The following is a 14,144-nucleotide window of genomic DNA, read 5'->3' on the forward strand; positions in this document are numbered from 1 at the left end:
TCTGCCACCCCGGCCGGCCAACGCCCGGCACCGGAAAGGAACCAATCCAATGTCCCGTAAGCAAATAACCACCGAGCTCGCACCCGGCCCGGCCGGTCCCTACTCCCAAGCGATCGCCGCCAACGGCTTCCTCTACACCGCTGGCCAGACCCCACACGACCCTGTTAGCGGTGACACCGTGGGAACCACCATTGAAGAGCAGACGCTCCAGGCCATGAAGAACCTGGGAGCCGTCTTGGCCGCGCACGGACTGGACTTCTCCCACGTCGTCAAAGCAACGGTGCACTTGCACCATCCGGGCCGCGACTTTGCCGGATTCAATGCCGTTTACGAAAAGTTCGTCGAAATCCCCTACCCGGCCCGGACAACGGTGGGTTCATTCCTGGGTGACTTCCTCGTCGAGATCGACGTGGTCGCCGTCGTGCCCTAGGGCCCAACGCTAATGGTGGGAGCGGCGGCCGCGAATGTTCGCGGCCGCCGCTTCCTGCTGCGCGCTTAGCTGTTCCTCGTGGCGGCGAACATGCGTCGGAGCGTGAAGAAGCAGCCCAAGGCGCCGAAGAGCAGAGCCATGAAGAAGTCGCCCATGTACCCCTTCACGAAATTCGGGTTGTTCGCCAGGTTGTAGTTCATCAGGTCCCAAGGCTCGGAGCTGGTGATCAAAGAAAGCGGCTGGCTGGTGATGTATTTGGCGGCATCGAGCCAGATTCCGGCTACGAAAGACAAAATCGCGGTAGCAGCCGTGATGCCCGCTATCACCCACACGCCTTTTCGGCTGAGGCCGCCGGCTCCCATGACATAGAAACGGGCCGCCATCGCGGCGGCGGCGAAGGTGACCAGTGAGGACATCCAGCCAAAATTCCAAATGACGAGCCACAGGACGACGCCGATCGGGAGGGCCGGGAGGGCGAAAAGTGCACCCCGGCCCACGTTTTCGGCGGTTCGAATCGGGCGGGCGGGCGGCCATGCTGGTGCCTGGGCTTGGTTGGCTTCGGGATGCCAAGAGGGAACCTGCGGGCCGGAGGCACCCGGGGCGCCCATTCCGAACTCAGGCTGTGGACGCTGCGATGCGCCGTTTTCGGAACTGCCGGGCTTCGTGTTTTCCGGCAGGTTGGTATTTTCGGTCAAGTTTCCCCCAATGTGGACCGCGGCGATCGTATGGGTCATCCTTGCACGCGACAGAGGAAATTCGCCAGCAATTGCATCGAATAAATGCGGCCGCGATTCGCGGCTGTATTGGAGGGTTCGGGTGCCGTCGTTCTAGCGGGCTTCGAGGATTTTCTTGAGGTTCTCCAGGTCCTTGCGCATTGCCGCGCGCATCATTGGGGCCATGACGATGCCTGCAAGCGCAGAGAACCCGGAGGGTTCACCTGTGTTGCGGAGGGTCATGCGGGTGCCACCATCCTCATCGGACCAGGTGTAGGTGGTCCGCATCGGGAAAGGACCTTGGCTTGTGCGCATCGTGAGCTGCTGGCCGGGGACAAGCTCGGTGAATTCGTAGACATAGTCCAGATTTCGGCCCAGGAATCGTGCGGTGAAGGCAACCCGGGATCCGACCGCGAGCGGCTTCGGCGTCTGCCACTGTGCAGATCGTATGTTCACGTACCAGACCGGCGCGTTGTCCGGGTCGGAAGCATAACTTGCCACGATCTCACGGGGCCGCTGGATCAGTATTTCGGTCTGGACGTTCACCATGTCCCCAACTATCGCAGAACGCATCTACCGGGCGGAAATCCCATATCTGAGGAGCTCAGGGCAAGTTTTCGGAAAGCTTGGGAGCGTTCCCGGCCTCTCCACCGTGGGGTTCAATCTCCACGTAGTAGATCTTCCCGGCGCCGGGGGCGTGGAGGCGGTGCGGTGAGTGACGAATCGGCCGGTAGTCGTGTCCGAAGGGGTCGCGCACAGTTACCTGTTCAAGGTGATCGAGCCGTGCGAGGAAGGCATCGACGTCCCTGAGCGTCGCGGGGCGGGTCTCCTCTCCCTCCACTTCCACGAGCCAAGGCGAAATGGTGGCGCTGCCGGGGACCTCCAGGGTGAGGGTTTCGAAAATTCCGCCCAGAAGGGCATCCAGCGTTGTGGGGTAGAGGCGCAGCAGCCGATGCGCTTGCGGTTCCCGGCGGCGGTCAGTGATCCAGGTTTGGCGGAGCCACGTGAATTCGACCCGGCCGAACGAGGAGCCCAGGTTCAGCTTCCGGCCCTCTTCCAACGTCAAGTGGAAGTTGTTGCCTGCCCGGTCCAGGATGCTGGCCGCCTCCTCAACGTACTCAAGATCCTTGAGCATGGCGGCTTTGGACGGATAGTAGGTGAAATCACCGAGCTCATCGACCACGACGTAGTCTGCCGGATCCGCGCCGGCAAGCTCGGCGTCGTCTGCGGTTCCATTGCTGGGGTCGGTGTGTTTCACGGTGAATCAGCTCCTACGGAGGGTCAGTCCGAAGCCCGGATAGGCGTTGCGTCCTGCCTTCATCAGACCACCAAACGGAGCGGCCGGCGTCGGTCCTTAATGGTTTCCTTACGCCGGCAGTGTGAAGATTTCGCCTGCCGGTGATTACACGGGGAAGGACAGCGCGGGCGGATATTCGCCGAGCGCTGTCACAGTCGCCGCGGCAGACGAGAGTGCTGACTGCGCCAGGCCCATCATCGCCGGACCAAAACTGACGCGGGCCACGCCGAGCTCGGCAAGGCGGGACAGGGGAACGCTGCGTGGATTGCATATGACAGAGAGCGGGCCGTCAATGTCGTTGAGCGCGCGCGCTACCTGAGCCTCCGTCGCCAGCCTCCGGACAAACACCAGGTCGGCGCCGGCCAGGAGGTAGGCGTTTGCGCGTTCGATTGCGCCGTCCCAGTTTTCCGGCTCGACGACGAGAGCATCCACCCGGGCCGCGATGACGGCCGGCACTTGGCTTTCTTCCACTCCGCGACGTGCGGCGGAGATTCGATCTGATGCCTCGGCCAGCGAATAGAGCGTGTCGTCCGCGTCTAGTGTGTCCTCGATGTTGAGGCCCGCTGCCTGCGTCTCCTCAAGGAGTCGCCGGACGTTTTTCGCCACCCCGTCCGCCGTCGGAGCGTATCCCTTTTCAAAATCGATCGACACCGGAAGGTCCACCGAGGTGCTGATGATGCGGGCCCAGCGGATCACGGTTTCGAGGTCCAGGTTTTCGCCGTCGCGGACGCCGTGCATTTCGGAAATCGCATGGCTTGCCGTGGCCAAAGCCCGCACACCCTCGGCTGAAGCGACGGTGCGGGCGCTGACAGAATCCCACACGTTGCTCAGGACCAACGGTTTGCCGGGAACGTGAAGCGAGCGGAAGAGCTCAGCCTTCTGGGACTGGGACTGCTGAGGGTTGGGCATTCCTTCATTCTGGCACCCGTTCTGTCCAGCTGTTGTAACAGACGTCCGCAGCACGCTGCGAATTACGCAACAATGGCATGTTGTTATTAGAGTAAGGATTGCCTTGCCTATCACGCTGCCGTTCGGCCCCGACTCGTCGGGCTGCCCAGCGTGAAGGGCGCGGCTACCCCAACCATTCCGGTCCCAGCCTGAAACCGAAAGGCCCCCATGAAATTCGGCATCAAATCCGCTACGGTCCTTGCCGCCGCCACGGCCACGCTGCTGGCCCTTTCGGCGTGCAGCGGCGCACCAAGCGGTACCGCAAGCGGTAGTTCCGCGGCATCCGGCGACGGCATCGTCGTATACAACGCGCAGCATGAGAACCTCACCGGCGCATGGGTGGCCGCCTTCACCAAGGAGACGGGAATCAAGGTTACGCTCCGCAATGGTGACGACCTTGAAATGAGCAACCAGCTCAGCGAGGAAGGCAAGAACTCCCCGGCGGACGTTTTCCTCACTGAAAACTCCCCGGCGATGGTCCGCATCGCGAGTGCCGGCTTGCTTGCCCCGGTGGACCAGGCGACCCTCAGCCAAGTCCCCGCGCAGTACCGGCCCTCCACCGGCGACTGGACGGGCATTGCGGCCCGCTCCACCGTGCTGGCCTACAACAAGACCAAGCTCAGCGAGGACCAGCTCCCCAAGTCCTTGATGGACCTCGCGGATCCGTCATGGAAGGGCCGCATCGGCGCGTCCACAGGCGGAGCCGATTTCCAAGCCATCGTCAGCGCGATGCTTGCGCTCAAGGGGGAAGACGCTACCCAGAAATGGCTGGAGGCGGCCAAGTCCAACTTCAAGTCCTACAAGGACGACACCCCGGTGCTCGCGGCTGTGAACGCAGGCGAGGTCGATGCAGGAGTTTTGTACCACTACTACTCCTTCGTGGACCAGGCCCAGACCGGGGAAAACAGCAAGAACGTTGCTCTTCACTACTTCAAGAACCAGGACCCTGGTGCGTTCGTCAGCGTTTCGGGCGGCGCTGTTCTGGCGTCCAGCAAGAAGCAGGCCCAAGCGCAGGAGTTCCTGAAGTTCATCACGGGCAAAGCAGGTCAGCAGGTCCTCCAGAACGGTGACTCTTTCGAGTACACCGTTGGTTCCGACGTACCGGCCAATTCCAAGCTCGTGCCCCTCAAGGATCTCCAGGCACCTTCGGTGGACCCCGCCAAGCTCAACAGCGAGAAGGTCACCGAGCTGATGACCAAGGTCGGGCTGCTCTAACGGGTCAGCCGACCTTGAAGCCCCCGTTGCTGTAAAGAATCTGGCCATTCATCCACGAGCCCTGCTCGGAAAACAGGAATCTGACGAGGTCCGCGGTGTCCTCGGCCGTGCCGAGCCGGCCGGCCGGGGTCGCCCCAATGCCCCGGCTGCGTGTCGTGTCGTCCATCCATCCAGTGTCGATCGGGCCCGGGTTCACCACGTTCGCACGCACACCCAGATCTGCCAGCTCAACGGCGGCTGCGGTGACGATGCGGTCCAGGGCTCCCTTGCTCGCTCCGTATGGCAGATTGTGAACGGTGTGATCGCTCGTCAAAGCGACAATCCGGCCGCCGACGTCGCCCGGAACAACGGGCCCCCGAAGTTGCTCCGCGAACGACTTGATGAGGAGCCACGTCGCGCGGGCGTTGACGGCGAAGTGGCGGTCCCAGCTCTCGAGGCCGGTCGTCAGGATCGAACTGTCCACGGATTCACAGTGCGACATGACCAAAGCCGTGATCGGGCCGAGAGTTCCTGCGGCCCTGATGAGCTCAGCCGGCACCGCTGGATCGCTCAAGTCGCCCGGAACGAGCTCGACGGCGACTCCCAACGCGCGGCATTCGCTGGCGATGGACTCAGGATCGTCGGCGTTGCGCTCCAGTCCGACCCGATCGTCGTACGGTCGCCAATAGTTGAGGGCGAGGTCCCAGCCGTCGCGCGCCAAACCGACCGCGAGGCTCGCCCCGATTGAGCGCCGTCGGCCGACCCCCGTGACAACTACGACTTTCGAGTGGCTCTGCATAGTCATGGTTCGATTCTAGGAAGATTCCAATCAGTCAACGCGGATCCTTGCGCCCCCGAACCCCGCCACGTAGCTTTGAGGAAGCGGACGTATGCGTCCGGGGGCATCGGGTTTGAAGCCGATGGCCAGTCAGATTCAGAGAAGGAACATGGCCGTGGCAACAGGTATTGTCAAGTGGTTCAACGCCGAGAAGGGTTTCGGCTTCATTGCCCCCGACGACGGTTCGGCGGACGTTTTTGCCCACTACTCAGCAATCGCCTCGAGTGGGTACCGATCACTGGACGAGAATCAGCGGGTCCAGTTCGACGTCGTCCAGGGCCCGAAAGGCCCCCAGGCGGAGAACATCCATCCCCTGTGACAGTAGGGCACTTTTCCTAAGGCAGTTCTGCAAGCAGCCGGCCCCACGTGGGTGCCAATAACGGCGCCCCGGCAAGCTTGAGGCAGTGCCATAGCGTCACCGCTACGGAATCCAGCACCGGCACTCCGGTGGTTTCCTCCACTTCCGCGGTGATGTTGGCGCCGTAAAGGTTCGTGCACAAATAAATGAGCGCGTCCGGGTTCGAGGCGGCAAGTTCCAAGGACCCCGGCAGCATTTCCGCGTCCGTGACCCGGGCGAAGGACTCGTTGTCGCTGAGGTCCAGGTGGCGGTGGTCCACCGTCTCGATTCCCTCGCGCGCAAATGACTCGATGACGGCTTGGTTCACGTCCCCTGTATAGGGCGTGAACATGCCGATCCTCGCCGTGCCGGACGCCTTGAAGGCTTCCAGGTAGGCCAAAGTGGAGGTCGTGGCCGGGATCCCGGTGGCCTCCGTGATTTCCCGGACCAGGGCTTCGTCGTGGGCGGCACCGAGCCAGGAACCGGAGGTTCCGTTCCACGCGATGACGTCGACGTCCGCCGTCGCAAGCAACGCGGCGGCCTCCCTCATGACCGACGGATCAAACTGTTTGTCCGAGGAATCGTCCAGCGCAATCCGGGTAACCGGAATCCGCGTGAAGTGGATGGTGACGTCCTGGCGGTCACCCAGGATCGGATAGCTCTGCGGCTCCAGGCAGGTGTTGGACGATGGCACGATCATGCCGATGCGGGTGGGGCGGTGTGCGGAAGGCATGGTTCTCCTAGGCGGAAACGGTGACGGGGACAGAGGGCGATTTTCGAGCGGGCCCCGCATCGCGGTGGGCTGCGAAGCCGTTGCGGGCAACGAAACGCCCCACGGGGCCGGGATCGTGGAAACCGCCGTCGTCGATTACCACGCGTCCGGCGGAGACGACGACGGCGGGCCAGCCGCTCAGCGTCTTGCCTTCGAAAGGCGAGAAGTCCGTTCCCATGTGGAGCGCGCCGCCGTCGACCTCGCGTTCTTCGGCGGGATCGAAGATGACCAGATCGGCGTCGAACCCTGCCGCGATGGTGCCCTTGCCTGGCACGGCGTTGATCCGCGCGGGGCCGGCCGAGAAGACCTCGACGAAGTCCTCCACCGTGCTGTTGGGTGCCATCGCGGTGAAGGTGACAGGCATTCTGGTTTCGACGCCGGGCAGCCCGTGCGGCATGAAGCGGATATCGTCGGTGCGCTCGCGCTTTTGTGAGAGGTCGTAGCAGGAGTGGTCCGAGGACACGGTGTGGATGGCTCCGGCTTCGAGGCGTTCCTTCAGCGCGGCTACGGTTTCGGCACTGCGCATCGGCGGGCAGCACGCGTACCATTCGGGGAATGTTGAGCCATAGACGGTGTCATCCAGCGTCAGGTAGTGCGGGCAGGTCTCGGAGTAGGCTTCCTGGCCGCGACCGCGGGCCTCGGTGACCAGATCCACCGCCCCGGGCGTCGACTGGTGCACAAAGTAGACGGGCGCACCGGTGTACTCGGCCATGGCGAGGGTCTCTTTGACGGAGATTTCCTCGGCGAGCTCGGGCCGCGTGGAATGCAGGTGCCCGATGCCGATCCGGCCATCCGCGGCGTGCTGTTCGGTGCAGTCGGCGATGATGGGATCGTGCTCCGCGTGGATGTAGGTCAGTCCGTCCAGGCGCACCATTTCGCGCATGACCTTCAGGATGGTGTCGCCGTCGGCCATGGTGGAGCCGCGGTTGGTGGTGTACATCTTCACCGAACGGACGCCCTCGGCCGCGAGCTGCTCCAGCTGCCAAGGCACGGTCTCGTCCCAACTGACCACCGAACCGTGCAGCGCGACGTCGCAGCGGGACTCGGCGGCCAAGCGCTTCTTGTTCAGGACGGCGTCCAGCGGGGATTCCTGGGCGTCACGCGGAATACCGAAATCGATGATGGTGGTAGTGCCGCCCCACAGTGCCGCCGTCGAGGTGGTCCGGTAGTCATCCAAGGTGCGGAGGCGTCCGGTCACTTGGGCCACGTGGCAATGGCCGTCCACGCCGCCGGGGATCACGAGCTTGCCGGACGCGTCGATGGTGCGTGAGGCGGCGGGGACCGGCTCCGCGGCGTCGATGAGCTGGGTGATGCGGCCGGCGTCGACGACTATGTGGGCGCCCTGGCGGCCGAAGCTGTTGACCACGGTGCCGTGGGCGATGACGAGATCGGGGATGGTCACGGTGATCCTACTTTCCGGCGGGGGCGCCGACGGTGCCGGTAACTGAGGCGCGAGCGGCGGACTGGATGACGGTCAGGGCGGCGTCGAGGTTTTCGGACAGTCCCTGGCGATGCTTGACGGGCGGCGGCGCAAAAGCGCCTTGGCGGTGGAAGCCGGATTGCAGGGCCACGACCGCTTCGGTCATGCGGATCCCGGCGGAGATTCCGTCCACCACGGGCACGGGGATCTGTCCTTCGAGCTCGCGCGCGAGTCCGGCAAGCGGCGCACCTGCCAGGATGACGACGTCGGCGCCGTCCTCCGCGACCGCCTGCCGGCTCAGTGCCAGGAGGGTTTCCTTGAAATCCTGCTGCACGGTGCCGATGCCGTTGAGGCTCTGGTTGATGGAACGGATCGAGGCGAGACGGCTGCCAAGTCCGAAATGCTCCACGCAATCCCTGTACCAAGCGGTGATGCGGTCCGAAATGGCGATGATGGAGAAGCGTTGGCCCTGCAGGGCCGCGGCGCAGAGTGCGGCTTCCGTGATGCCGATGACCGGCACGTCGGTGAGTTCCTTGAGCGCTGGCATCCCGGGGTCCCCGAATGCTGCAACCACGACGCCGTCGATGCGGTCCGCTTCGGGATCGGCGCCTTCGTCGGGAGAGAAAGAGTGCTCGGCGATGATTTCGGCGACGGCTCCGGCTGCGATGAGGGCCTCGAAACGGGTCTCGATGTACTCGACGCCATGTCCGGCGGTCCTGACGATCAGCTCGGTGTCAGTTCCCGCCGAGCGGCGGGCTTCGGCGTCGATCAGCGCGGTGACATCCGCGCTGATGTTGGGATTGATAACTAGCAATTTCATGGTCGTTTGCCTTGCAATTTGAGTTCCGTGGCGGGCTCGTTCCGGGGGAACTGCTCGCGGTACTTTCCAATGTGCGACGCCGATTGGGTTGCGGCGCGCTCGGGATCGCCGCTGGCGATGGCGGCATAGAGTTCGCGGTGCTCCTGGATGAGTTCCGGCAGGTCGTCCACGTGCCGGAAAAGCCAGTGCATGCGCCCTTGGAGCGGTTCCAACGCGGTGCGGAGAAAATCGTTGTTGGCGATGGCCGTGATCGCATCGTGGAATTCGCTGTTGGCGCGGTGCGCCTCGAGGATGGAGCCTTTCGCCAGGAAGCGATCGGCCTCATCGAGGAGCCCTGCCAGGTGTGTGAGGTCCGTGTCCGTGGCGCGGGCCGCTGCCAGGCGGCAGGCGAGGACTTCGAGTGACTGGCGGACGTCGAAAAGGTCCTCTACGTCCTTGGGGCTCAGCCCCGCCACTTCGGCACCGCGGGCGGCGCGGTCCTGGATGAGGCCTTCCTGGCGCAGCATGCGGAGGGCTTCGCGGATAGGGAGCCGCGACACGTTGAATTCGGCGGCGAGATCCCGCTCCACCAGCCGGGTGCCGGGCGCGTAATGACCCTCGAAGATTCGCGAACGGATGGTGTCCCGCACGGCTTCCCGGAGGGGGCGGTCCGTGGCGGGGGTTTCATCTGCAATCAGCATCTTTGCTCCATTCGTGTTCTCTTGAGTCATTGCGCCCGGCTGCCCCGGCTGCGTCTGGCCTAGCGGTGGTTCAGGACCGTCCGGCCAGTCCGGTCAGGCGAGTTAGACCGGAAGTCGTTTGCCGTAGTCCAGCGTCAGCACGGAGACGCCCATGATGATCGCGGAACCGACAAAGTACAGGAGCGCCCAGGTGTAGGAACCCGTGGCCCCGACAATCAGGCCTACCACAATCGGGGTGACGAAGCCTGAGATGTTGCCGCTGAAGTTCATGGCGCCACCCAGGACACCCGAGTTGGTTCGGCCGCCCAGGATGGCGGGAATGCTCCAGAACAGGCCGACCCAGCGGAGGAAGAACATGACCACGGACAGCAGGACAACCGCCGTCGTCGGGTCGGCCACGATGGTGACGCCTACCAGGCCGCCAACCACCACGACGCTGGAGATGCCCAGCAGGGTGCGCATTACCTTGTTTGCCGAGGCTCCGGCCGCACGCCATTTGTCGGCGATGGTGCCGCCAAGGATTTCACCGACGAAGCCTGCGCCGAAGATCACGAAGGTGGACCAGCCAATGGCGTTCAGGTTGAAGCCCTTGGCCTGGGCCAGGTAGAGCGGGCCCCAGGTCAGCAGGCCGTAGAACACGCCGTTGAATCCGAGCCAGCCGAAGCACATGGCCCAGAAGGAGCGGAACTTCAGGTAGGGGAGGAGCGCGCGTTTGCCCTTGACACCGTCCCTCTTGGCTTCCGCGTCTTCTTCGGCGTGGGAGGCCTCGATGTAGGCGGCCTCGGCGTCGTTGACGCCCTTGTGGTTGCGGGGATTGTCGCGGACGTACCACCAGACAGCCAAGCCCATGAGGACCGTCGCGGCGCCGGCGATGATGAACGAGTAGCGCCAGCTGCCCGTTGAAGCGATGAGCCAGGTGATGAGGATGCCGCCCAGGCCGGCGCCGAGCGGGGCGCCTGCGTCGAGGATCGTGGCGCCGCGGCCGCGCTCCTTCTTGTGCATCCAGATGGCGTTGAGTTTGCCGCCGGCCGGCATGACTCCAGCCTCGGCGACGCCGATACCCAGGCGGGCGATGAACATGCTGAGAAAGCCGCCGGCCAGGCCGGATGCCGCCGTTGCGGCACCCCAGCCGATGCACGACGCCGTGACGACCTTGCGGGGCCCGAACTTGTCGATGAGCAAGCCGACCGGGATCTGCATGAGGGCATAGGTCCAGAAGAACGCCGAAAGGAGGAGTCCGACGAGTTCCGGTGCGAGGTTGAATTCCTTTTGGATGATGGGCAACGCCACAGAGATGGAGCCACGGTCGATGTAGTTGACGGCTACCAGGATCAGCAGCAGGACGAAGAGCCTCCAGCGGACACTCGTGCGTCGCTGCACGCCGTCCTTTCCTTCTGCTTTTCCTTCGACGTTGTGCGCTTCTGTTTCGGTGTTTTGGAGAGACACAGTTTCTCCTTCGGGGGAGTTTGAGGAGCGGGGAAGTCTTGAATTGTTGAGCTGGGTGCGGGTTGCCTCGGCAGCTGGACTCACGCCGGCGGCAACTGTAGCGGCCGGTCCTCTTTCTGGGAGGAGGGACGCTGCCGGTCCGCTGAGTTCGATTTGGGATCCCGCCTTGGGATCCCAAAATCAAAAGTAGATGTGACCCGGCGCACTGTCAAGAGTTTTGGTATACAAAGCGAAGAAACAGAATGTGACCGAGTGCTGGCCGGGCTTGGTCCCGGGCGGCGGCGTGCGCGAAGGTGCCTCGGATGGGATACCGACGCGCAAATGGCTACGCGACGCGGAAAATACCCTGCGACGCTGGAATACCGGTGTCGATCGGCATTTTCCGGGTCACGAGGCGTTTAGGGTGTCGAAATCTCGGCGCGGGGCTGCTCAGGGTCGGCTGCCTCTCCGGGTGTGCGCCAGGATTTCCGCCAGCTCGGCAAGCCGATGTGCGCGTGCCGATTCCGCCGGCGTGAACGGTTCGTCCGGTCGGGAGAACAGGAGCGGCCCGTGCCATGCGGTCGGAATCTTGAGGAGCGTCGTGGAGGGCCCGACGGCGGCGCGCGCCCTGGCGGCCGATCCTTCAGGGTCCGGGGTGACGATTTTCGCCGAGAGGAGTTCCGCAACCGCCAGCGGCAGTTCGTGCGGGTTGCCGGCGATCCGGGCAGCCAGGCTCAGGGCCTTTGTCTGGCCGTCCGCCATGGCGAGTGCAGTGGTAGGCCACACATGCGAATCCCGGCCGCCGCCGTCGTCGAGCGCTGCCAGTAGCTCTTGCTCGCCGAGGTGGCCGGGGGCAGACAGCACGAATTCGTCCATGACGGTCCCATTCATGGGGTGCACATGGATGCTGAGGATGTTGATGTTCGTCCGGGCCAGCGAGTGGGTGATGCGTTGGAGGGAACCTGGCTGGTCGCGGAGCACAGTCCTCGCCCGCCAAAGCGCCGGTGCCGAATGGAGCTTCCTGCGATGGCGGAGGGCAGGCGCGTGGATCCAGCGCCGCAGGATCCTGGCCGCGGAGGGCTCGGCAACCCAAATGACCAGGACCGTTGCGGTCACGGTCAGGAGGAGCACCTTGGCCAGGTAAGGCAGTTGCGTTTCAACCACAATGGCGTGGACAAGAAGTTCGATGGGAAGCATCACCGCGATTTGGGCCACGGTGACCCTGGCCTTCGGAGCCTCGGGCATCTGGCCGCACACTTCGCAGGAGAGCTCAGCGGTAACGGAAGTCCTCTTGTTCGGCTTCATGGCACCATCGTGCCCGAACCCTGTTTCAGGCGGATTGCGCCTGCGTCACGATCTTGGGCAGCCCTGAGCGGGACCAGTTCGGCGCCGACCGGATGCGCCGAACTGGCCCTAGGGCCCGAACTTAGCGGGCGCTCTCGTCGCTTTTGTTGGCGGCGTTGAGCTCCGTCAGGAGGTCGCGGATTTCAACAAGCAGGGCGGTGTCGGCCGGAAGCGGTTCGTCCTCGGGCTCTTCGATGGAGGCGCGGCGCTTGGTCAGTTCGTTGATCTTGTTCATGGGCGCCACGAAGATGAAGTACACCACGGCGGCCGTGATCAGGAAGGTGACGAACGCGGTGATGACGGCGCCGAAGTTGACGAAGGTCTTCGCGTTGTCAGGCCAAATGGAGAAGCCCAGTCCCTGCGCGTTGACTCCGCCGGCGGCTGCGATAACCGGGTTGATGATGTTGGTGGTGAACGCTGCGACCAGGGCGGTGAAGGCGGTGCCGATGACGACGGCGATGGACAACTCGATAATGTTGCCGCGAAGAACGAAGTCCTTGAAACCTTTGAGCATGGAATGACCTCCGGTGAATGGGTACGGGTGAGGTGGCCGGAATGAGCCCCCGGCCTGGCTGGTGACAACCGAAACGAGACTATCAATCGAAGCCGTTCAGGGGTCACACCCACGGCAATATTTATGTCATTCAACGGAAGGCGATCGGGCTTCCTGGGGCCGTCCGGCGTAAGCTCGGACCGGATGCCGGTGCCGCCGTCGTGGGCCCACGCCGCCAGGGTTCCCTGGCCGAGCTTGCGAGGCGAGGGTGGCGGTGGGGATTAGTTGAGCCCTACAGCGCTCAAGAGAAACAAAACAGAGGCAGGCAATCCAGTGAACGCCCTGGCGGAGATGTTCAGGATCGGTCCCGGCAACAAGGACCATCACCCGGCTGTACGCTGCGCTGTGGGCGTCTTCCTGCCATTGATCACCCTCGTGCTGTTCGGGCGGCTGGACCTTGTTGTTTTCGCCAGCTTTGCGGCGTTCACGAATATCTATGGCCGCAACGAGCCCCATAGCCACCGTTTTCGAAGCCAGCTCCGGGCCGGCTCGCTCCTGCTCGGCATCATCCTGCTCGCCACCCTCACCGCCAGGATTGGACAGGGCTCGGACGCCTACGTGTGGATCCTCACGCTCGGCACCACGTTGGTTGCAGCCTTTTGCTCCGTGGTGACTGCCCTGTGGCGGCTTCGCCCAGCAGGTTCCCTCTTCCACATTTTCGCTTTTGCCGCGATCGCCTCCGTGCCCCAGCAGCCGCCGCTTTGGGAGGGGATGCTTGCCGCCGTTGTGACCGCTGGGTTGGCTTTGCTGATCGGGATGTCGGCGCGCCTGGTCCCGAGCCATCGGACACCCTGGAAGCGGCCACTTGCGGAAAGGCTGTTGCCGCAGGAAATCCGGGCTGCGTGGCTGGAGGGGTTGGGCTACTTCGTTGCTGCCGGTCTGGCCGGAACGCTTGCTACCTTGGCCGGGCAATGGCTCGGGTTCGGACACGGCTATTGGGCCATGGTGGCGGCAGTGGTTCCGTTGGTAGGGCGCAGTACCCGGCATCGGGTGCAACGGGGAATCCAGAGGATCGTGGGAACCCTGCTGGGATTGCTGGTGTTGGCCGGAATTCTTTGGCTCGGCCCGGCGCCATGGCAGATGGTGTTGGTGATTGCCGCATGCCAGTTCGGGGCCGAACTCTTCATCGCGCGCCAATATCTTGTGGCACAGATATTCGTCACGCCGCTGGCGCTCATTTCCACTTTGCTGGTTGCCAACGTACCGCCAGGGGTCTTGCTACGGGACCGCATCGTCGAGACGGTGATCGGGGCCGTCGTCGGCCTCGTGGTGGTCTTGGCGCCCGGGGCATGGTCGCGGTTCCGGGAACTCCTTTCCCGTTAGGCATTTCTCAATCGCCAGCGGTGTGGGACCTTATGTAAAGGGACTTATTA

16 protein-coding genes are annotated in these 14,144 nt (G+C 63.8%); 4 read left to right on the forward strand and 12 right to left on the reverse strand.

The genetic code is table 11. From position 1 onward, the window contains the following. Nucleotides 1-49 precede the first annotated feature (49 nt). Nucleotides 50-430, forward strand: coding sequence for a RidA family protein (locus ACSBOX_RS00510; RefSeq protein ID WP_442544309.1), 381 nt, complete (start codon nt 50-52; stop codon nt 428-430). 65 nt (nt 431-495) lie between these two features. Here ACSBOX_RS00510 and ACSBOX_RS00515 read toward each other — a convergent pair whose 3' ends face one another. The 4 genes from ACSBOX_RS00515 to ACSBOX_RS00530 form a co-directional block, all read right to left on the reverse strand. Beyond that, nucleotides 496-1,164 carry a hypothetical protein gene (locus ACSBOX_RS00515; RefSeq protein ID WP_442544310.1) on the reverse strand — a complete coding sequence of 223 codons (669 nt, stop codon included), beginning with the start codon at nt 1,162-1,164 and terminating at the stop codon, nt 496-498. A gap of 93 nt (nt 1,165-1,257) precedes the next feature. After that, complete coding sequence (locus ACSBOX_RS00520) at nt 1,258-1,692, reverse strand: SRPBCC family protein (protein WP_442544311.1); 435 nt, start codon at nt 1,690-1,692, stop codon at nt 1,258-1,260. 55 nt (nt 1,693-1,747) lie between these two features. Next, nucleotides 1,748-2,401, reverse strand: a complete 654-nt coding sequence (locus ACSBOX_RS00525) for a hypothetical protein (RefSeq protein ID WP_442544312.1) — start codon at nt 2,399-2,401, stop codon at nt 1,748-1,750. 144 nt (nt 2,402-2,545) lie between these two features. Beyond that, nucleotides 2,546-3,349, reverse strand: a complete 804-nt coding sequence (locus ACSBOX_RS00530) for an isocitrate lyase/PEP mutase family protein (RefSeq protein WP_442544313.1) — start codon at nt 3,347-3,349, stop codon at nt 2,546-2,548. Between the two features lie 207 nt (nt 3,350-3,556). On the opposite strand from ACSBOX_RS00530, the gene ACSBOX_RS00535 reads away from it, so the two are divergent. Continuing rightward, nucleotides 3,557-4,603, forward strand: coding sequence for an iron ABC transporter substrate-binding protein (locus ACSBOX_RS00535; protein WP_442544314.1), 1,047 nt, complete (start codon nt 3,557-3,559; stop codon nt 4,601-4,603). 4 nt (nt 4,604-4,607) lie between these two features. Here the strand turns inward: ACSBOX_RS00535 and ACSBOX_RS00540 are convergent, their stop codons facing one another. Continuing rightward, nucleotides 4,608-5,387 carry an SDR family oxidoreductase gene (locus ACSBOX_RS00540; RefSeq protein ID WP_442544315.1) on the reverse strand — a complete coding sequence of 260 codons (780 nt, stop codon included), beginning with the start codon at nt 5,385-5,387 and terminating at the stop codon, nt 4,608-4,610. Between the two features lie 148 nt (nt 5,388-5,535). On the opposite strand from ACSBOX_RS00540, the gene ACSBOX_RS00545 reads away from it, so the two are divergent. Next, a complete protein-coding gene (locus tag ACSBOX_RS00545) occupies nt 5,536-5,739 on the forward strand; it encodes a cold-shock protein (RefSeq protein ID WP_078107248.1) in 204 nt (67 codons plus the stop codon). Between the two features lie 16 nt (nt 5,740-5,755). On the opposite strand, the gene ACSBOX_RS00550 is transcribed toward ACSBOX_RS00545, so the two are convergent. From ACSBOX_RS00550 to mscL, 7 genes are all read right to left on the reverse strand, one after another. Then, entirely contained in the window at nt 5,756-6,490 is a 735-nt protein-coding gene (locus tag ACSBOX_RS00550) for a maleate cis-trans isomerase family protein (RefSeq protein WP_442544316.1), read from the reverse strand. A gap of 7 nt (nt 6,491-6,497) precedes the next feature. Further along, nucleotides 6,498-7,931 (reverse strand): amidohydrolase family protein, encoded by a 1,434-nt coding sequence (locus tag ACSBOX_RS00555; protein WP_442544317.1) that lies wholly within the window; start codon nt 7,929-7,931, stop codon nt 6,498-6,500. Nucleotides 7,932-7,938: 7 nt separating this feature from the next. Beyond that, nucleotides 7,939-8,769, reverse strand: a complete 831-nt coding sequence (locus ACSBOX_RS00560) for an aspartate/glutamate racemase family protein (RefSeq protein ID WP_442544318.1) — start codon at nt 8,767-8,769, stop codon at nt 7,939-7,941. After that, nucleotides 8,766-9,449: a GntR family transcriptional regulator gene (locus ACSBOX_RS00565; protein WP_442544319.1), complete on the reverse strand. Its 684-nt coding sequence runs from the start codon at nt 9,447-9,449 to the stop codon at nt 8,766-8,768. Before ACSBOX_RS00565 ends, ACSBOX_RS00560 begins: the two co-directional genes overlap by 4 nt. A 102-nt stretch (nt 9,450-9,551) precedes the next feature. Further along, a complete protein-coding gene (locus ACSBOX_RS00570) occupies nt 9,552-10,895 on the reverse strand; it encodes an MFS transporter (RefSeq protein WP_442544320.1) in 1,344 nt (447 codons plus the stop codon). Nucleotides 10,896-11,324: 429 nt separating this feature from the next. Next, nucleotides 11,325-12,179, reverse strand: coding sequence for an ACT domain-containing protein (locus ACSBOX_RS00575; RefSeq protein WP_442544321.1), 855 nt, complete (start codon nt 12,177-12,179; stop codon nt 11,325-11,327). 121 nt (nt 12,180-12,300) lie between these two features. Continuing rightward, nucleotides 12,301-12,732, reverse strand: coding sequence for a large conductance mechanosensitive channel protein MscL (gene mscL / locus ACSBOX_RS00580; protein WP_442544322.1), 432 nt, complete (start codon nt 12,730-12,732; stop codon nt 12,301-12,303). A gap of 312 nt (nt 12,733-13,044) precedes the next feature. Here mscL and ACSBOX_RS00585 point away from each other — a divergent pair, with 312 nt between their 5' ends. Then, nucleotides 13,045-14,094, forward strand: coding sequence for an FUSC family protein (locus ACSBOX_RS00585; RefSeq protein ID WP_442544323.1), 1,050 nt, complete (start codon nt 13,045-13,047; stop codon nt 14,092-14,094). Nucleotides 14,095-14,144: the final 50 nt, after the last annotated feature.

The sequence above is a fragment of the Arthrobacter sp. KN11-1C genome, from assembly GCF_052180225.1.
In the GTDB taxonomy this organism is placed as follows: domain Bacteria; phylum Actinomycetota; class Actinomycetes; order Actinomycetales; family Micrococcaceae; genus Arthrobacter.